Genomic DNA, 17,312 nt, shown 5'->3' on the forward strand with positions numbered 1-17,312 from the left:
ACGGCGCGGTTCGACTCCGCGACGAGGTGCCGGCCTTCAGGCCTCGTCGCGGCGACCAAGGAGGAGGTGCGCCTGCCACATGACCAGGTAACCCTACGTGGCCAGCCGGGGCGCGGGAAGGCGAGTCCGGACTATGGGAAGAACTTCCCAACCCGGCCGGTCAGCAGCAGGTCGGCCAGCGGGAGGCGGCGGCGCAGGCCGGTCTCCGACCGCAGCAGGTCGGCGGGAAGGCTGAGCGGGTCGCCGAGCTGCCCGACGGCCGCCACCACGTGCGGTCGTACGTCGGCGGGCAGGTCGAGGTCGGCGGCGAGGCCGGCGTGATCGAGTTCGTGCAGTTGGCGTACGTGCAGGCCGAGCGCCGTGGCCTGCACGGTGAGGTGGGCGACCGCCTGGCCCAGGTCGTACGCGTGCCCGGCGGAGCCGGTGCGGTGCGCGCCGAGCAGCAGGGCGGCGGCGCGCTGCGCCCAGCGCTGGTCGGGCGGCGGCAGGTTGACCAGGATCCGCTTGAACGTCTCGTCGTCGCGGTGCCCGAGCGCGAACCGCCACGGTTGGGCGTTGCCGGCCGACGGCGCCCAGCGGGCCGCCTCCAGCAGTGCGGACGCGTCCTGGCGGGACAGCTCCGCCACCGGATCGAAGGACCGGGGGCTCCAGCGGTACGCGAGCAGCGGGGTGAGGTCGGCCATGGGATCGAGTGTCCCGTAAGGGCGATTAAGTACTTAAGAGCGGGATGTCCGAATGTGGCGAACGGCACCCGTAACGCCTCCGGCCGTCAGGGCGTTCCCGCGGTCGGCTCCGCGGTCGGCTCCGGCGCCGCCGTGCCGAGGGGCTCGGCGTCGACCACCGGCCCGGCGAGCTGCACGGTCGGCGGGGCCGGCGCGGGCGTGCCGACGAGGATCAGCGTGCCGAACGCGGTGCGTACCGCCGTGGGCGTGCCGTCGGGGTCGTAGCAGTAGATCCCCACGTCGAGGGGCGCGTTGATCGACGCCGAGGTGGTCTCGACCGAGTAGCAGGCGCCGGACGCGCCGGGCGGCGGCTGCGCCGGCGACACGGCGAGCGGGGCCCGCCGGTCGGTCAGCACGTCCAGCCAGTCCGTGAACGGGTGCTGCACCCGGGGGTCGAGCCGGCGGGGCACGGCCTCGTCCGGGTCGCCGAGGCGTACGCAGGTCGCCGGCTCGGGTCGGGCGGCGGACGGCAGGGCGCACTGGAACAACCCGTCGGCGGTGGCGGCGAACGAGACGTCCACACTCCCGCCCAGCGCCCCGCCCGGCACGTCGACCCGCCAGCTTCCGTCGTTCGCGCTGGTCACCAGGACCGTCCGGTCCGGGGACTCCGGGGCGCGCAGGGTGTAGCTCGCGATGAGGTGCCGGTCCTGCGCGGCGGCCGCCAGCGCGGCCAACTCGTCGCGTGCCGCGTCCAGGCCCGCCGGCGCGGGTGTCGTCGTGGGCGTGGGCCGGGTGGTCGGCAGATCGGCGGTGCAGGCGACGAGCAGCGCGGGCAGGGCGAGCGCGAGCGCGAGCGGGGCGGCGTGGCGTCGGGCCGGACGCGCCGGGGTGCGCGCGGGGTTCGCGGCGGGGCGGGCCGGACGGAGATGGGCGTGCACGGGGCCATTCTGCGGCCCGGGAACGGCGCCCGTGCGCCCTGCCGCGTACAGCGTCCCGGCGTGTCGCGTGCCACCCTGCCCGGTCGGCCGGGCCGGATCGTGGGATCACCTGATCCGGGCGGGTCGGGCGACCGATACCCTGGGTGCGTCTGACCCGCGCCGCCGGCTGAGATCCGGCGGCGTCGGCACGCTCAGGGCCGTCGCTGGGAGGGAGCGCACCGTCGTGGCACTCGTGGTGCAGAAGTACGGCGGGTCCTCCGTCGCCAACGCGGAGCGGATCAAGCGGGTGGCCGAGCGCATCGTCGCCGCCCGCAAGGCCGGCGACGACGTCGTCGTGGTGGTCTCCGCGATGGGGGACACGACCGACGAGCTGCTCGACCTGGCCAACCAGGTCAGCCCGCTGCCGCCGGGCCGCGAGCTGGACATGCTGCTCACCGCCGGGGAACGGATCTCCATGGCGCTGCTCGCCATGGCCATCCACAACCTGGGATACGAGGCCCGTTCGTTCACCGGTTCGCAGGCGGGTGTGATCACCACGTCGGTGCACGGCCGGGCGCGGATCATCGACGTCACGCCGGGGCGGCTCAAGGGCGCGCTCGACGAGGGCGCGGTGGTCATCGTCGCCGGCTTCCAGGGCGTCTCGCAGGACACCAAGGACGTCACCACGCTGGGCCGGGGCGGTTCCGACACCACCGCCGTGGCGCTCGCCGCCGCGCTGCACGCGGACGTCTGCGAGATCTACACCGACGTGGACGGCGTCTTCAGCGCCGACCCGCGGATCGTCCCGAACGCGCGGCACATCACCCAGATCACCTACGAGGAGATGCTGGAGCTGGCCGCCTGCGGCGCCAAGATCCTGCACCTGCGCAGCGTGGAGTACGCCCGCCGGGCGGGCTTGCCGATCCACGTCCGTTCGTCATACTCGACCAACACCGGCACGATGGTCACCGGATCGATGGAGGACCTTCCTGTGGAGCAAGCACTGATCACCGGGGTCGCCCACGACCGCAGCGAAGCCAAGATCACGATCGTGGGGGTGCCCGACGAGCCGGGCGCCGCCGCGCGGATCTTCGACACCGTGGCCGGCGCCGAGATCAACCTCGACATGATCGTGCAGAACGTGTCCACCGAGGGCACCGGGCGCACGGACATCTCCTTCACGCTGCCCAAGGCCGACGGCCCGACGGCCATGGCCGCCCTGAGCAAGATCCAGGAGTCGGTCACGTTCAAGGGCCTGCTCTACGACGACCACGTCGGCAAGGTCTCGCTGATCGGGGCCGGCATGCGCTCGCACCCCGGCGTCGCGGCCGGCTTCTTCGCCGCCCTCGGCGCGGCCGGGGTGAACATCGAGATGATCTCCACTTCCGAGATCCGGGTCTCCGTGGTCTGCCGCGACACCGACCTGGACGCCGCCGTACGCGCCATCCACGAGGCCTTCGACCTCGGCGGCGACACCGAGGCCGTCGTCTACGCGGGGACGGGACGGTAGCCACCGTGTCGCCGCTGCCCACCCTGGCCGTGGTCGGGGCGACCGGTGCCGTAGGCACGGTGATGTGCGAGCTGCTCAGCGGTCGCAAGAACGTCTGGGGCGAGATCCGGCTGCTCGCCTCCGAGCGCTCCGTCGGGCGGCGGCTGCGCTGCCGGGGCGAGGAGCTGACCGTCCAGGCGCTGACCCTGGAGGCGTTCGACGGCGTCGACGTGGCCATGTTCGACGTCCCGGACGAGGTCTCCGCCCGGTGGGCGCCGATCGCCGTCGGCCGCGGGGCCGTCGCGGTCGACAACTCCGGCGCCTTCCGGATGGACCACGACGTCCCGCTGGTGGTGCCGGAGATCAACCCCGAGCAGGTACGCAACCGGCCGAAGGGCATCATCGCCAACGCCAACTGCACCACCCTGGCCATGATCATCGCGATCTCCCCGCTGCACCGCGAGTACGGGCTGCGCGAACTGGTGCTCGCCTCCTACCAGGCGGCCTCCGGCGCCGGCCAGAGTGGCGTGGACACCCTGCACGCCCAGCTCACCAAGGTCGCCGGGGACCGGGTGCTCGGCTCCCGCCCCGGCGACGTACGCCAGGCGGTCGGCGACGACGTGGGGCCGTTCCCCGCGCCCCTGGCGCTCAACGTGGTGCCCTGGGCCGGTTCGCTGGCCGACGCGGGGTGGTCGTCCGAGGAGATGAAGCTGCGCAACGAGTCGCGCAAGATCCTCGGGCTGCCCGACCTGAAGGTCTCCGCCACCTGCGTACGGGTGCCGGTGGTGACCGGCCACTCCGTCGCGGTGCACGCGGTCTTCGCCACCGAGGTGGACGCCGAGGGCGCCCGCGAGGTGCTGCGGAACGCGCCCGGGGTGATCCTGGTCGACGATCCGGGCGCGGGCGAGTTCCCGATGCCCATCGACGCTGTCGGCACCGACCCCTCCTGGGTGGGCCGGATCCGCCGCGCCGTCGACGACCCCCGCGCCCTGGACTTCTTCGTCACCGGCGACAACCTCCGCAAGGGCGCCGCCCTCAACACGGCCCAGATAGCCGAACTCCTGGCCAAGGAACTGACCTCCCGCTGACCCCACCCTCTCGTGTCGACCGTGGCTGCGCGGGACGTCAACGGCCGGGCGGTGTTAATCCGCCGGCTCGATACCACACAGGTATTTCGTATGCCGCAGAGGTATCAGCCGTCCGATGGTGGTTCCGTCGACCGGCACACCTAGGCCGGGGCCAGGCGGACGGCGTCGCGGCCCTGGCGTTTCACCACGTAGAGGGCCTGGTCGGCGCGGCGCAGCGTGGCTTCGGGGGGCTCGCCGGGGCGGGGGAGGGCCACCCCGACGCTGATCGTGCGACCGATGCGCCGCGCCGCCTCGGTCAGGCGCTCGCCGATCCGTACCGCCTCCTCCGGGCGGCTCACCTCGATCACCGCCACGAACTCGTCGCCGCCGATCCGGTAGAGCTCGTCGCCGTGCCGCAGCGCCCCCTCCAGAGCCCGGGCCAGCCGGACGAGCACGCGGTCGCCGGCCTGGTGGCCGTACGTGTCGTTGACGGTCTTGAAGCCGTCCACGTCGATGGCCAGCAGGGCCGTACGCCCCGGGGTGGCCACCGCGATCCGCTGGCCGAAGGGTCCCGTGTGTCGTAGCCCGGTCAGGGGATCGGAGCTGGCCTGCTCGCGCAGTCGGGCCAGGGTACGCAGGCGGTCGCGGCAGCTCCACGCCTGGCCGGCGAGCAGCTCCAACAGGTTGACCGTGGTCGGGTCGGGGCGCAGCAGCCGTTCGTCGGCGACCAGCAGCACCCCGCCGTCGTCGGGCCGGCCGACCGGCACCGCGACCAGGGTGCGCACCCCGGCCCGGGTCAGCGGCCGGTGGTCGGGGATGGGCGGGTGTCCCGCCTCGCCGAGCGTGTAGCCCACGCCGTGGCGGTGGGCGCGGGTGACCAACCGGCCCAGCGCCTCCGGGCCCGCCTCGGTCAGCTCCGCCCGGATCCGGTCCTCCAACTCGCCCGGGGTGGCCGGCGGCGTACCCAGCCGGGGCCCGTCCGGGCCGGCGAGCACCAGCACCGCCGCGGAGAGCGTGGAGACGTCCCGGGCCGCGGCGATCGCGGCGGCGAACAGGTCCCACTCCGTCGACGCGGAGGTCAGCGCGGCGGCGTGGCGCAGGAGCTTCTCGCTGCGGCTCTCCGCCGGCGGCCCACCCAGCGCCACGATCCGGGCGCCGAGCCGGGCCGCCAGCCGCTCGGCGGTGTCGCGCCACGGCCCGAGGTCGACCGGGCCGCACCACTGGAGGTCCAGCACCCCGATGGGCCGCCCCGCCGGGTCCAGCACCGGTACGCACACCTCGGCGGTGACATCGGGGCGTACCGGGATGTAGTCGGGGTCGTCGGCGACGTCGGGTACGACGGCGGTCGTGCCGGAGGCGTACACCCGGCCCACGATCCCGGTCTTCGGCGGCATGGTGGAGAAGACCTGCCAGGACCCGGTGGCCGCGACGCAGCGCAGCCGGTCGTGCACGTGCAGCAGGACGGAGATGGTGGCCGGCGCGTGGCGGGCGAGCGCCGTGACGGTCCACCGGCACGCCTCGACGACGGTCGACGCCATGGGGAGGCGGACCGTGACGTCACGGATGACTCGATCGTGATCCACTCGGCACGTCGTTCCAGGTAGGGAGGGCTGCGACCGGCGGGCCGGCCCGCGATCAAGCGTACTCAGCGAGGCGCCGGACCGCCCCGGGTCAAGATCGTCCGCGCCGTTCGTACACATGTGCCATTCACAGGTTGTGGACAGGGCCTGTGGGTACGGGCGGGCCGCGCGCCGGGGGTTCGCGGCGATAGCGTGGGGGTCCCGGTCGAGTGGAGGCACCGATGCTCATCGCCCAGCTCAGTGATCCGCACCTGACCACCGGCGTGCTCGCCGCCGATCCGGCCGCCGGCCTGCACCTCGCCCTGGGCCGGGTGCTGGCGCTGGCCCCCCGGCCCGACTGCGTGGTCGTCACCGGCGACCTGGTCGACCGTGGCCGCCCCGACGAGTACGCGGCGCTGCGCGAGATCATCGGCCGGTTCCCGCTGCCGGTGCACCTGGTCGCCGGCAACCACGACGACCGCGAGTCGCTGCTGGACGCGTTCGGCGGCACGCTGTGGCTCGGCGGCGGCTTCTCGACGTACTACCACGTGGACCACCCGGAGGCCACCGTCGTGGTGCTGGACTCCCTGATGCCGGGTGGGGACGGCGCCGGCTGTCTCGGCGAGGAGCAGCTCGGCTGGCTGGACGGGGTACTGGCCGGCCGCCCCGAGGTGCCGGCCGTGGTCTGCCTGCACCACCCGCCGGCACCGGTCGGCATCCCGTTCCTCGACGACATCCGGCTGACCGACGGCGACGGGCTGGCCGAGGTGGTCGCCCGGCACCCGCACGTCGTCCGGGTGATCGCCGGGCACGTCCACCGCCCGGTCACGGTGACCTTCGCCGGCACGGTGCTCACCACCGCGCCGAGCACCTGGCGGCAGAGTTCGCTCACCACCAGCGCGGACGAGCAGTTCGGCTGGGTCGCCGAGCCGACCGGCTTCCTGCTGCACCAGGTCACCGGGAGCGGTTGTGTCACGCACCTGGTGCAGGCCAGCCACGCCGCCGGCATCACCTGCGGTTTCTGATCACGTCGGCGCAGTGGCCCGCCGCGATGGGTGAGGTCTGGTACGTCGCGTACGGCTCAAACATGCACGCCGACCGGCTCGGCTTCTACCTGGCCGGGGGCTGTCCGCCCGGCGGACGCCGAACCTACCCGGGCTGCCGGGACCGGCGACCCCCGAGGCGTACGGTGCCGGTTTCGCTGCCCGGCGGCGTGTACTTCGCCGGTGAGTCCCAGGCGTGGACCGGCGGGATGGCGTTCTACGACCCGGCGCTTCCCGGCGAGGCGGCGGCCCGGGCCTATCTGCTCGACGTCGGGCAGTTCGCCGACGTGGCCGCCCAGGAGATGTACCGGGAGCCCGGCGCCGACGCGGGCCTGATCGCCGGGGCCGTCGCCACCGGGAGGGCCACCCTCGGCCCCGGCCGGTACGAGACCCTGCTCTGCCCCGGCCGCCTCGACGGGCTCCCCCTGCTGACCTTCACCGCCCCGTGGGCGGCGTCCGAGGTGCGGTGGCGTGCCCCGGCCCCCGCCTACCTCGGCATGATCGCGCGCGGCCTGCGCGAGTCGCACGGCTGGGACGCCGACCGGATCGTCCGCTACCTGCTGGCCCGGCCGGGAGTCGCCGGCGCCTGGGACGCGGCGGCCGTCGCGGCGCTGATCGGCGGGGCGGACCAGCCCTGACCGGCGGGGCGGACCGGCCGTGCCGGGCATGTCGGAAACGCCCGTCCGGACGTGCGTCGGGAGCGCGTCTGCCCAGGTCCGCGGGCATGCCCCGGTCGACCGGGGACGGGCGGCGATGAGAGGCTGTCCGCGACGCGGCGCCGGGCCCCACCGTCGCCAGCGCGACCGAACACTGCCGACGGCGCGGCCCGCCCCCGGGAGGACGTCACCCGGGTGCCCGCGCCGGCTTCCCACGAGGAGTTCCATGCCCATCCCCGGGATGCGCCGGGCCGCCATCGGCCTGACCGCGCTCGCCGTGACCGCCCTCGGCGCGGTCACGACCACCCCCGACCAGGCGGACGCCGGCCCGAAGCCGGTCGCCGTCAAGCTGCTCGCCCTCAACGACTTCCACGGCAACCTCGAACCGCCGTCCGGCTCCAGCGGCAGCATCGCCGGGCAGCCCGCCGGCGGGGCGGAACACCTCGCCACCCAGCTCGCCGAGCTGCGCAAGCGCGCCGCCAAGGAGCAGAACACCATCACCGTGGCGGCCGGCGACCTGATCGGCGCCTCCCCGCTGCTCTCCGCCGCGTTCCACGACGAGCCGACCATCGAGGCGCTCTCGCTGGCCGGGCTCGACTACGCCAGCGTCGGCAACCACGAGTTCGACGAGGGCGCCGACGAGCTGCTGCGCATCCAGAACGGCGGCTGCCACCCGGTCGACGGCTGCGCCGACGGCACCCCGTACGAGGGCGCCGGCTTCCAGTACCTCTCCGCGAACGCGTTCCGGACCGCGAGCGGCCAGCCGCTGCTGGCCCCGTACGCCATCCACAAGGTGCAGGGCGTCAAGGTCGGCTTCATCGGCATGACGCTGGAGGGCACCCCGCAGATCGTCAGCCAGCAGGGCGTCGCCGGCCTGACCTTCGCCGACGAGGCGCAGACCGCCAACCGGTACGCCCGCGAGCTGCGCCGCAAGGGCGTCGAGACGATCGTCGTGCTGCTGCACGAGGGCGGCACCCAGGACGCCACCGGCGGCATCAACGACTGCAAGGGCATCTCCGGCCCGGTCGTGGACATCGCCAACCGGATGGACCCGTCGATCGACGTGGTCGTCAGCGGCCACACCCACCAGGCGTACAACTGCGACATCGGCGGCAAGCTGGTCACCAGCGCCAGCTCCTTCGGTCGCCTGGTCACCGACATCGACCTCTCCATCGACCGGCGCACCGGCGACGTGATCAGCGCCCGGGCCGAGAACGTGGTGGTCACCCGGGACCTCCCCAAGGACCCCGCACAGACCGAGCTGATCAACCGCTACAAGACGGTGCTCGGCCCGGTGGCCGGCCGCGAGGTCGGCCAGACCACCACGGAGATCACCCGGACCCAGGAGACCCTCTTCGGTACGACCAGGGGCGAGTCCCCGCTGGGCAACCTGATCGCCGACGCGCAGCTCGCCGCCACCGACGACGAGCAGGGTGCCGTCGCCGCCTTCATGAACCCCGGTGGCGTACGCGCCGACCTGGACGCCGGCCCCGTCACCTACGAGGAGGCGTTCACGGTGCAGCCGTTCGCCAACAACCTCGTGACGCTCGACCTCACCGGCGCGCAGCTCTACTGCCTGCTGGAACAGCAGTTCGTGACCGGCCGGACGCTCTACCCGTCGTCGACCGTCCGGTACGTCGTCGACCCGGCCGGCAGCACCGGCACCGCCGCCGACGCCTGCGCCGGCACCCGGGTGGTCCGGGGCAGCCTGACCCTCGGCGGGACGGCGGTGACCGCGGACGCCACGTACCGGGTGACGGTGAACAACTTCCTCGCCGGCGGCGGTGACGGCTTCACCGTCCTCACCGGCGGCACCGACGCGGTCACCGGCATGATCGACCTGGACGCGTTCGTGGCGTACCTGACCGCCCAGTCCCCGGTCTCGGCGCCGGCCCTGGACCGCATCCGCACCACCGCGGAGGTCCCCACCGCCTGACGGCAGTGCGGTGCATACACCCGACGGGCCCCGGAGCAGCCGCTCCGGGGCCCGTCGCCGTCCGTGGGCGCTGCGCCCGCCGCCACGGTCCGCGACCGCCGGGCCGGTGCCGCCTGCCGGCGTCGGCGGTCGGTGACGCGGTCAGGCCTTCGCGGGGGCCGGCTCGGCGGCCGGCGGGGTGGCCGGCGCGCGGCCGTCCTGGGCCGTGGTGAGCAGCCGGCGCAGGGAGAGCGCGACGAGCGAGGCCACCAGGCAGCCGCTGACGACCGCCACGACCCAGATCCGGCCGTTGGCCGCCCCGATCAGCGGGCCCGCCGTGACCGGCCCGATCACGCCACTGATGCCGAAGATCATCGAGCTCATGGCGTTGTAACGGCCGCGCAGCTCGTCCGTGGCGAGGGCGTTCGTCAGTGCCGGCATCACCGGCGACAGCAGCGTCTCGCCGAAGCCGAAGATCGCCGAGCAGGCCACCACGCAGAGGGCGGCGACCAGGGCGTTGCCCGGGCCGACCACGCCCCCGGCGCCCAGCACCAGCCAGGCGAGCGCGAAGACCCCGCCGACGGCCGCCAGCGCGCCCGTGCGGCTGCGCCCCTCCATCCGTCGCAGGACCAGCAACTGGGAGAGCACGATCATCACCGTGTTGCCGGCCAGCGCCCACGCGACGACGCGCGGCGTCACCTCGACCACCCGGATGGCGTACGCGGTGAAGCCGACCTCGATCTGCGCGTAGCCGCAGGTGGTGAGGACCAGACCGAAGATGACGAGCCGCCGGAACGGGCGGTCGCGCAGCACGGTGAGGTAGCCGCCGGCCGACCTTCCCTCCCCGGCCGACGCGGCGGCGAGCCGGTGGCCCACGTGCGGCAGGGTCAGCAGGATCAGCGCGGGCATCAGGTAGCTGATCGCGTCGAGTACGTAGATCGTCTGGAAGGTGACCGCCCGGGCGGTGTCGACGATCGCGCCGGAGGTCAGGCCGCCGAGGCCGATGCCGAGGTTGAGCAGGGCGAAGTTGAGCCCGAAGACCCGCTGCCGCTCGTCGGCGTCGGTGAGCGAGGCGAGGATCGTGTTCTGCCCCGGCCAGATGACGGAGCTGCCCATCGCGACCAGCGTCATCACCCCGAACGCCGAGGCGCTCGAGTCGACCAGCGCCAGCGACCCGGTGCCGACCGCCTCGATCAGCAGGCCCGACAGCAGGATCCGGCGGGCGCCGAACCGGTCGATGAGCGTGCCGCCGATCGGCGACAGCGCCAGGGTCACCACGCCGTACCAGCCGATCACCAGGCCGGCACGCGTGTCGGAGAGGCCGCGGACGTCGGTCAGGTAGATGAACAGGAACGGCAGGGTGAGGCCGCGCCCGATCGCCGACAACAGCGTGCCGACGAGCATCCGCTGAGCTTCGAAGCGGCGGGGCAGGGCGCGTCTGAGCATCCCCCGATTCTGTGGTCTGGGTGTGACACAGCGCGAGACCTTTTCGCGCCGAGTTTCCCGCTCGCCCTGTGCGTGGGATCACACGCTGGCCGCGTCGGCGAGGGCGTCGTACCCTTCTGCGATCCTGGTCGCGATGACCAGCACCTGGCGCCACTTACCCGCACCGGCCCGCGAGATCGCCGCCGCCGCCACCGACGCGGTCGCCGCCGCGCGCGAGCGCGTCCCCGAGGCGTACGACGTCGCGGTGGCCCGGCTCGCCGCGGCCGAGCGGTCCGGCCTGGTGCTCGGCGCGGTGGTCCGGCTGCTGCTCGAGGAGACCCACCCCGACGGCCTGGACGGCGACGATGTCCGTCAGGTGCTCGAAGGCTGCGTCCGCGACGCCGCACAGTGGCAGCCCGACGTCGACCCGCACGTCGTGCTCGTCCTGCTGGCGGGTGCCCTCGGCGTCTACGACCCGGACGGCGACGAGTCGCCCCCCGACCCGCCCGCCGTGGCGCGGCACGCGCCGTTGCTCGTCGCCGACCTGCTCGCCGCCACCGGCCGGCCCCTCGACGGCTACCTGACCGCCGCGTTCACCGAGATCGCGCGCACCGAACGGCAGGACTGACCGTGCGCATGGCGGGACCGGGCCGGTGGCGCCGGGAGCCCACAGTCCGGCCGTCTCGGCCTTGAGGTCGTCACCTGGTCACGGGCGAAGGTCGGAGCCGGCGCTGATCGATTCAGCCACCACTCCCGTGGCAGGTATGCCGCATCGATCAACTCGCTGAGGGGATGATGTCGGCATGGATTCGGTCGGGGGCCAGTTGCTGCTGATGGTGGTCGCGGTGCTGGTGCTCTTTCTGGCGGCGGTCCTCGGTGCCGCCTTCCTGACGTGGACTCCGGTGGCCCGAGCCTCGTCTCCGAGGGGATCGTCGCGATGGCGGGCGTTCGTCGGCCGGCTGCCCACCGCGATGTGGGGGGTGGTGCGAGCGGTGCGGGTCCGGGCACGGCAGTGGCGGTTGCCGTCGGGGGTGACGGGCCGCGTATCGAGGGCGTTGCGGCATCCAGCCAGGCTGGTCGTGCTGGGGTTCGCGGTGGCGGTGCTGGTGGGTTCCGGGTTGTTGTCGTTGCCGCTCGCCACCGAGTCAGGGCGTGGGGCCGGTCTGATCACGGCGGTGTTCACGGCGACGTCGGCGGTGTGCGTGACAGGCCTGGTGATCGTCGACACCGGAACCTTCTGGTCGCCGTTCGGAGAGGTGGTGATCCTCGGGCTGATCCAGGTCGGTGGGTTCGGGATCATGACATTGGCCTCCCTGCTCGGCCTTCTGGTGGCACGACGGCTGCGGGTACGACTGCAGTTGGGCACGCAGGCCGAGACGAAGGCGCTCGGCGTCGGTGACGTGCGGCGCGTGGTGTTCGGCGTAGTGCGGATCAGTCTGGTTGTCGAGGCGGTCGTGGCGGCGCTGCTGTCCTGGCGGTTCGCCGACGGCTACGGCTACGACTCGGGCCGGGCGGTCTATCTGGGGGTGTTCCACGCCGTGTCGGCGTTCAACAACGCCGGGTTCGGTCTGTACGCCGACAGCCTGGTCCGTTTCGTCGACGATCCGCTGGTCTGCCTGCCGATCGTGGCTGCGGTCATCATCGGCGGGCTCGGCTTCCCGGTGCTGTTCGAGCTCCGTCGCGCGTGGCGCGCTCCGCGCCGGTGGTCACTGCATACGAAGATCACCCTCGGAGTGACCGTCGCCCTGCTCATCGGGGGCTGGATCGCGATCAGCGTCGCGGAGTGGGCCAACCCGAAGACCCTCGGCCCGCTCGGCTGGGGCGGCAAGCTGCTGGCTGGATTCACCACCGCGGTCATGCCCCGTACCGCCGGATTCAACAGCCTCGACATAGCTGGGATGAACGACGTGACCCTGCTGGTCAACGACGCGTTGATGTTCATCGGAGGTGGCAGCGCCGGCACCGCCGGTGGCATCAAGATCACCACGTTCGCGCTGCTCGGTTTCGTCATCCTCGCCGAGATTCGCGGTGAGCCGAGCGTGCACGCACTCGGCCGGCGCCTTCCGGCCGGGGTGCAGCGGCAGGCACTGACCATCGCGCTGCTCAGCGTCGCCCTCGTGGCGACATCGACCCTGGCGCTGATGGCGCTGACTCCGTTCACGCTGGACCAGGTCCTGTTCGAGGCGACCTCCGCGTTCGCCACCGTCGGCCTGTCCACCGGCATCACCGCACAGGTCGGCACCGCGGGGCATGTCATCCTGATCCTGCTGATGTTCATCGGCCGGCTCGGCCCCATCACCGCCGCCGCAGCCCTCGCCCTGCGCGAGCGGACCCGCCGTTACGAACTACCGGAGGAGCGACCCATCGTTGGCTAGGAAACCGGACACCAACCGCATCGCCGTGCTCGGCCTCGGCCGCTTCGGTGGCTCGCTCGCCCTGGAACTGGTGCGCCAAGGCTGGGAGGTCATCGGCGTCGATGCCAACGCACAGGTGGTGCAGACCTACGCCGATCAGCTCACCCACACTGCGGTGGCCAACACCACCGACGAAGTCGCGCTGCGTCAGCTCGGCGTCCATGACCTGATCCATGCTGTCGTGGGGATAGGAACCGAGCTGGAAGCTGGCATCCTGACCACGGCACTGCTGGCTGACCTCGGGGTGGCGAACATCTGGGCCAAGGCGGTAAGCCGTCAGCACGCCCGGATCCTCGAACGCGTCGGTGCCCACCACGTGGTGCTGCCCGAACACGAGATGGGCGAACGAGTCGCCCACCTGGTCACCGGACGCATCCTCAACTTCATCGAGTTCGAGGACGACTACGCGCTGGTCAAGACCCGCGCCCCGCAGGAGGCCGTCGACAGGACCCTCGCCGACGCGGCCCTGCGCACCAGGTACGGCATCACCGTCGTTTCCATCAAACGCCCGGGAGAGGACTTCACGTACGCCACCGCCAACACCACGATCTACTCGGGCGACATCCTCATCGTCGCCGGCAAGACGCAGCAGGTGGAGAACTTCGCCAACCTGAGCTGAACAGGCGCAGCTCAACCAGGACCGGCGTCCATTCCGCCCACTCCGCCCCGGGTCACCCCCGATGCTCCTGAGGATGTCGAGCTCCGTCGGCCACTGTCTCGCCGGCGGAGCAGAGTTCTCGCGTCTTTGCCACCGTCGGGAGAGCAGTGATCGTCGGAACGGATCAAGGCCCCTCGTCGCAGGGGCCTTGACTGCTCTTACCTCTGGTCGGGATGGCCGGACGAACGACGACCTCATCGTCCCGAACTGTCGGCGGGACGGCCGGATCGGGCGTCGCCCGAGGTCATCCGGCCTGTTGCGAGTCGTCCCGGTCGGGTGCGGTCGGTGTGGTTGCTGTACTTCGCTGCTGTACTCCCTCGGCTGAACGAAGGACGTTGCGGGCGGCGGTCGCCACCGCGCAGCGCGGGGTTCGGCAGATCGGGCAGCGGTCATCGGGGCCGGGCCGGTGTTGGCGGAGAACGGTACGGGCGGTGAGGATCAGTCGGTTACGAATCTGGGTCAGGGACAGGTGCGGTCCGGTCATTGTTCAGCCGAGCCCGAGGGTGACGGCAAGTTCTGTGATGGTGGTCGGGGTGCGGGGGTCCCGGGCGATCTGGGCGAGCAGGTCCCGGGCGGCGGGCCGTTGGCGCATCTCGGCCGGTGCGATGCGATCGACGTCAATCAGTAGCCGGCCGGCGTTGATCGGGTCGTCGGCGTGCAGGTAGGCACGGGCGGTGTCGACCAGGTGTGCGGCGCGGTGTTCGGTAGCCAACCGCCGCCAGCCATCGCGCCGCACAGCCGTTTCGTGCCAGGTCACCGCGTTCCGAACGTCGCCCAGCTCGACGGCCACGGCGGTGCGGGCCAGGTCCACCGCAGTGGCTCCGAACCCGGTGCGGTAGTGGTCGTGGCCGTCGTTGACGTGGGCGGCCAGGACCGCGGCCTCATCGAGCAGGTCGTCGGCAGTGCGCGCGTCGCCTTGGGAGGCAGCGGCCAGGGCCGCTTGGACGAGTAGCGTGCCGCACAGGGACAGCGCCGGGGGTAGGCCGAACTCGATCACGGGTGGGGCGACGCGGTACGCGGCGGCGAGCATTGCAGATTTCGCCACTCGTGCCTGCCCGCAGGCGCGTAGCACCTGGCCGAGTTGCACTGCTGCGGCAGCCACCAGGACAGGGTCACCGGTCGCGGCGTTCATGGCCCGGTCGACGGCCAGCCACGCCAGGTCTGGATCGCCGAGCTTCACCAGCAAGGCGGCGGTGATCCGGTACGTCTCGACCAGCGGTACGCGGCCCGCGATCGGAGCATCGGAGTGGGTGCGCTCGGCTTCGGCCAACAGGTCTGGCAACAGGTCGGTCAGTTGGGGGTAGCGGGCGTGCTGGAAGGTCGTCCAGGCGTGGGCGACCTGACGGGCCACCTGATCGACCGGCAGAATCGACCGGTGGGCCGCCGGTCTGTCGAGGGGGACTTCGTATCGGGACAGGGCGGCCCGGACCTGTTCAACGCCCTCGCCGCGTTCGCTCGTCTCGGTGGGCTGGCCATCCCGAGCCAGCAGCACCGCCGTGTCGATGCGCAGGACGGCGGCGATCTCGTGAAGCGTCGTCACCTTGTCCAGGGTCCGGACGCCCCGCTCGACCTTGTCCACCCAACTCTTCGACTTCCCGAGCCGGTCGGCGAACACCTGCTGCGACAACTTCCGCCGCCCTCGCCAGTACGCCACCCGCCGACCGACCGGTAGAGCGTCTAGCCGGTTGGCGCTCATCCGGCCCGCCCAAGGTGGAGCGCCAGCGACACCGGTGCGGGCGAGGCGAGGTGGGCGCGTCGTCACCGAATTTCACCCTTCCATCAGGCAATGCCCGGTCCCTGCCGACGGCTCGGGCCTGGCACTTTCAGTAACCGCGACGCTACGATCCCAGCGGGGAGCGTGGTACTCACCAGCAGTACGAGTGAGCTGGTCAGAACCCGGATCGCGTCGCTGTCCAGGACGCGAAAAGTCGACTACCGGTCAACGTAGGGATGTCGATGGCGCAGTTCGAAGCTTCCGCCCCGACGCGGGGCGACGTGACCGGCTACCTGTTGAAGCTGATTCGGGAGTCCATTCCCCTCACACAGGAGCAACTCGGCGTAGACCGCGCGACCGTGCAGAGCTGGGAGTCAGGACGGCGGCCATTCCTCGCCGTACCGTTCGGTCACGCCGTCAGGCTCCGTCAAAATCTCGGTAGGCTCGGGGCCGATTCGATCCTGCTCGACGCCCTCCCGGACGCCGCCGAGGCCGATGTCATCCTCGCCGCGATGCTCAACTCGAAGATCGAACGGGCCGACATCGCCCAGCAGCCCCTCGGGTGCTCGGTGCTCACCCACCGGCTGACCGACCTGACCCTCTGGGCGGTCCTCGGTCAGGTGCCCGTATTCATCAGGGATCTACCGGCTCCCCACCGCCGACGCGGTCCCGTAGCCACCGGCCCCGCCCTACCCACCGACGAACAGCGCGCCTTCTTCACCAACCTGCACGTTCTCGCCGAACGCGCCGCAGATGAGCGCCACCCGAACGTGCTGCTCCACCGGCAGGCATGCTTCCTCGCCGGCATGGATCCCACCGGCACCTCCGCCGGCTGGCTCGCCCAGAGCAACGCTCGCAAGACACACCGCGTGGCTACCTTCCAAACCTGGTCCCCGCTGTGGCCCGACGCCCGCTCCGTCGTCACCTCCCTGGCCAACCAGGGCGACCCCGAACCACTACGGGACTTCATCGCTCGCGCGCACCCCGACGACGCCTGCCAACGGGCGACCCTCAACTACTCGGCCTACTGGGTCGGTGAGATTCCGTACCGCCAACCCAACGACTCCTTCATGCCCACAACCACCACCGGCTGGCGCGGCACCCGACTCCTCCGCCACCTGGTGGAACGCCTGGACGCCGAACATCCGTTCATCGACCTCAACATCCACAATCTGTGGGCCCTGCTCACCGCCCGACGCGGACTCGTCCACGACCACCCCGCCACCGGGCAGACCCTCGCCGACGGTGCCACCGCCATTCTCGACAGCGACAGGATCTCCGCACAGTCCCGGCAGGAACTAACGTCTATCGTCTACAGCCTGCGGACCGAGGGAATCACCAGTACAGGGATGGGCACATGAGCGACGACCAGGACGCCGCCGCGATCAGGTTCATCTTCGAAGCCGGCGTCCTCAAACGCGCTGCCCGCACCGGCTGGTGGTTTGCCGGGGTCAAGCACCCCGAGTCCATCGCTGACCACTCCCACAGAACCGCCCTGATCGGGATGATGCTCGCCGCGATGGAAGGAGCCGACCCCGCCCGGGTCACGATGCTCTGCGTCCTGCACGACACCCAGGAAACCCGCATCACCGATATCCCCCACATTGCGAAGCGCTACCTCACCCCCGCACCCAACACCGCCGTTACTACCGATCAAGTCGACGGCTGGGTCTGCTGCACCGATAGGTGACATCTGAGATGGCTTGCCCTGGTGGCGGGCTGGAAGGATGTTGCTGTGCCCAAGCCCTACCCTCGTGAGTTCCGCGATGACGTCGTGCGGGTGGCCCGTGACC

General features: G+C 72.0%; 14 protein-coding genes and 1 pseudogene. 10 read left to right on the forward strand and 5 right to left on the reverse strand.

The window, feature by feature from the left end; all coding sequences use genetic code 11:
• Positions 1-131: 131 nt before the first annotated feature.
• Both KBX06_RS25565 and KBX06_RS25570 read right to left on the reverse strand, forming a co-directional pair.
• The gene (locus tag KBX06_RS25565; RefSeq protein ID WP_210839434.1) at positions 132-683 is read right to left on the reverse strand and encodes a nitroreductase family protein; all 552 of its coding nucleotides are present in this window, start codon (positions 681-683) and stop codon (positions 132-134) included.
• An 86-nt stretch (positions 684-769) separates the two neighbouring features.
• On the reverse strand, positions 770-1,600 hold the full coding sequence (locus KBX06_RS25570; protein ID WP_307854752.1) for a hypothetical protein: 831 nt from the start codon (positions 1,598-1,600) through the stop codon (positions 770-772).
• A gap of 223 nt (positions 1,601-1,823) precedes the next feature.
• Here KBX06_RS25570 and KBX06_RS25575 point away from each other — a divergent pair, with 223 nt between their 5' ends.
• Together KBX06_RS25575 and KBX06_RS25580 are read left to right on the forward strand one after the other, a co-directional pair.
• Positions 1,824-3,089 carry an aspartate kinase gene (locus KBX06_RS25575; RefSeq protein ID WP_210839435.1) on the forward strand — a complete coding sequence of 422 codons (1,266 nt, stop codon included), beginning with the start codon at positions 1,824-1,826 and terminating at the stop codon, positions 3,087-3,089.
• A 5-nt stretch (positions 3,090-3,094) separates the two neighbouring features.
• Complete coding sequence (locus KBX06_RS25580) at positions 3,095-4,156, forward strand: aspartate-semialdehyde dehydrogenase (protein WP_210839436.1); 1,062 nt, start codon at positions 3,095-3,097, stop codon at positions 4,154-4,156.
• Positions 4,157-4,296: 140 nt separating this feature from the next.
• On the opposite strand, the gene KBX06_RS25585 is transcribed toward KBX06_RS25580, so the two are convergent.
• Entirely contained in the window at positions 4,297-5,718 is a 1,422-nt protein-coding gene (locus KBX06_RS25585; RefSeq protein WP_210839437.1) for a diguanylate cyclase, read from the reverse strand.
• A gap of 218 nt (positions 5,719-5,936) precedes the next feature.
• Here KBX06_RS25585 and KBX06_RS25590 point away from each other — a divergent pair, with 218 nt between their 5' ends.
• The 3 genes from KBX06_RS25590 (at position 5,937) to KBX06_RS25600 (ending at position 9,329) form a co-directional block, all read left to right on the forward strand.
• Complete coding sequence (locus KBX06_RS25590) at positions 5,937-6,719, forward strand: phosphodiesterase (RefSeq protein ID WP_210839438.1); 783 nt, start codon at positions 5,937-5,939, stop codon at positions 6,717-6,719.
• A gap of 26 nt (positions 6,720-6,745) precedes the next feature.
• Positions 6,746-7,375, forward strand: a complete 630-nt coding sequence (locus KBX06_RS25595; RefSeq protein ID WP_210839439.1) for a histone deacetylase — start codon at positions 6,746-6,748, stop codon at positions 7,373-7,375.
• A 244-nt stretch (positions 7,376-7,619) separates the two neighbouring features.
• On the forward strand, positions 7,620-9,329 hold the full coding sequence (locus KBX06_RS25600; protein ID WP_210839441.1) for a bifunctional UDP-sugar hydrolase/5'-nucleotidase: 1,710 nt from the start codon (positions 7,620-7,622) through the stop codon (positions 9,327-9,329).
• A 141-nt stretch (positions 9,330-9,470) separates the two neighbouring features.
• Here the strand turns inward: KBX06_RS25600 and KBX06_RS25605 are convergent, their stop codons facing one another.
• Positions 9,471-10,754, reverse strand: a complete 1,284-nt coding sequence (locus tag KBX06_RS25605) for an MFS transporter (RefSeq protein WP_210839443.1) — start codon at positions 10,752-10,754, stop codon at positions 9,471-9,473.
• A 133-nt stretch (positions 10,755-10,887) separates the two neighbouring features.
• Here KBX06_RS25605 and KBX06_RS25610 point away from each other — a divergent pair, with 133 nt between their 5' ends.
• From KBX06_RS25610 to KBX06_RS25620, 3 genes are all read left to right on the forward strand, one after another.
• Positions 10,888-11,361 carry a hypothetical protein gene (locus tag KBX06_RS25610; RefSeq protein WP_210839445.1) on the forward strand — a complete coding sequence of 158 codons (474 nt, stop codon included), beginning with the start codon at positions 10,888-10,890 and terminating at the stop codon, positions 11,359-11,361.
• Positions 11,362-11,536: 175 nt separating this feature from the next.
• Positions 11,537-13,108, forward strand: a complete 1,572-nt coding sequence (locus KBX06_RS25615; protein ID WP_247686667.1) for a TrkH family potassium uptake protein — start codon at positions 11,537-11,539, stop codon at positions 13,106-13,108.
• Positions 13,101-13,766, forward strand: coding sequence for a TrkA family potassium uptake protein (locus KBX06_RS25620; protein ID WP_210839447.1), 666 nt, complete (start codon positions 13,101-13,103; stop codon positions 13,764-13,766). Before KBX06_RS25615 ends, KBX06_RS25620 begins: the two co-directional genes overlap by 8 nt.
• Before the next feature lie 526 nt (positions 13,767-14,292).
• On the opposite strand, the gene KBX06_RS25625 is transcribed toward KBX06_RS25620, so the two are convergent.
• Entirely contained in the window at positions 14,293-15,501 is a 1,209-nt protein-coding gene (locus KBX06_RS25625; RefSeq protein WP_210839449.1) for a helix-turn-helix domain-containing protein, read from the reverse strand.
• Between the two features lie 260 nt (positions 15,502-15,761).
• On the opposite strand from KBX06_RS25625, the gene KBX06_RS25630 reads away from it, so the two are divergent.
• Together KBX06_RS25630 and KBX06_RS25635 are read left to right on the forward strand one after the other, a co-directional pair.
• Positions 15,762-16,880: a DNA-binding transcriptional regulator gene (locus KBX06_RS25630; RefSeq protein ID WP_210839451.1), complete on the forward strand. Its 1,119-nt coding sequence runs from the start codon at positions 15,762-15,764 to the stop codon at positions 16,878-16,880.
• Positions 16,877-17,179 (forward strand): annotated as a pseudogene (locus KBX06_RS25635) (HD family hydrolase); the annotation flags it as partial. The gene KBX06_RS25630 and the pseudogene KBX06_RS25635, both read left to right, overlap by 4 nt.
• Between the last annotated feature and the right edge of the window lie 133 nt (positions 17,180-17,312).

The organism is Micromonospora sp. C31 (genome assembly GCF_018070575.1).
Taxonomy (GTDB): Bacteria; Actinomycetota; Actinomycetes; order Mycobacteriales; family Micromonosporaceae; genus Micromonospora.

Excerpts from the sequence above, each read along its gene's own strand:
- KBX06_RS25605 (WP_210839443.1), bottom strand. The coding sequence starts at position 10,754 with ATGCTCAGACGCGCCCTGCCCCGCCGCTTCGAAGCTCAGCGGATGCTC.
- KBX06_RS25625 (WP_210839449.1), bottom strand. The coding sequence starts at position 15,501 with ATGAGCGCCAACCGGCTAGACGCTCTACCGGTCGGTCGGCGGGTGGCG.
- KBX06_RS25615 (WP_247686667.1), top strand. The coding sequence starts at position 11,537 with ATGGATTCGGTCGGGGGCCAGTTGCTGCTGATGGTGGTCGCGGTGCTG.
- KBX06_RS25610 (WP_210839445.1), top strand. The coding sequence starts at position 10,888 with ATGACCAGCACCTGGCGCCACTTACCCGCACCGGCCCGCGAGATCGCC.
- KBX06_RS25565 (WP_210839434.1), bottom strand. The coding sequence starts at position 683 with ATGGCCGACCTCACCCCGCTGCTCGCGTACCGCTGGAGCCCCCGGTCC.
- KBX06_RS25630 (WP_210839451.1), top strand. The coding sequence starts at position 15,762 with ATGGCGCAGTTCGAAGCTTCCGCCCCGACGCGGGGCGACGTGACCGGC.
- KBX06_RS25600 (WP_210839441.1), top strand. The coding sequence starts at position 7,620 with ATGCCCATCCCCGGGATGCGCCGGGCCGCCATCGGCCTGACCGCGCTC.
- KBX06_RS25590 (WP_210839438.1), top strand. The coding sequence starts at position 5,937 with ATGCTCATCGCCCAGCTCAGTGATCCGCACCTGACCACCGGCGTGCTC.
- KBX06_RS25595 (WP_210839439.1), top strand. The coding sequence starts at position 6,746 with ATGGGTGAGGTCTGGTACGTCGCGTACGGCTCAAACATGCACGCCGAC.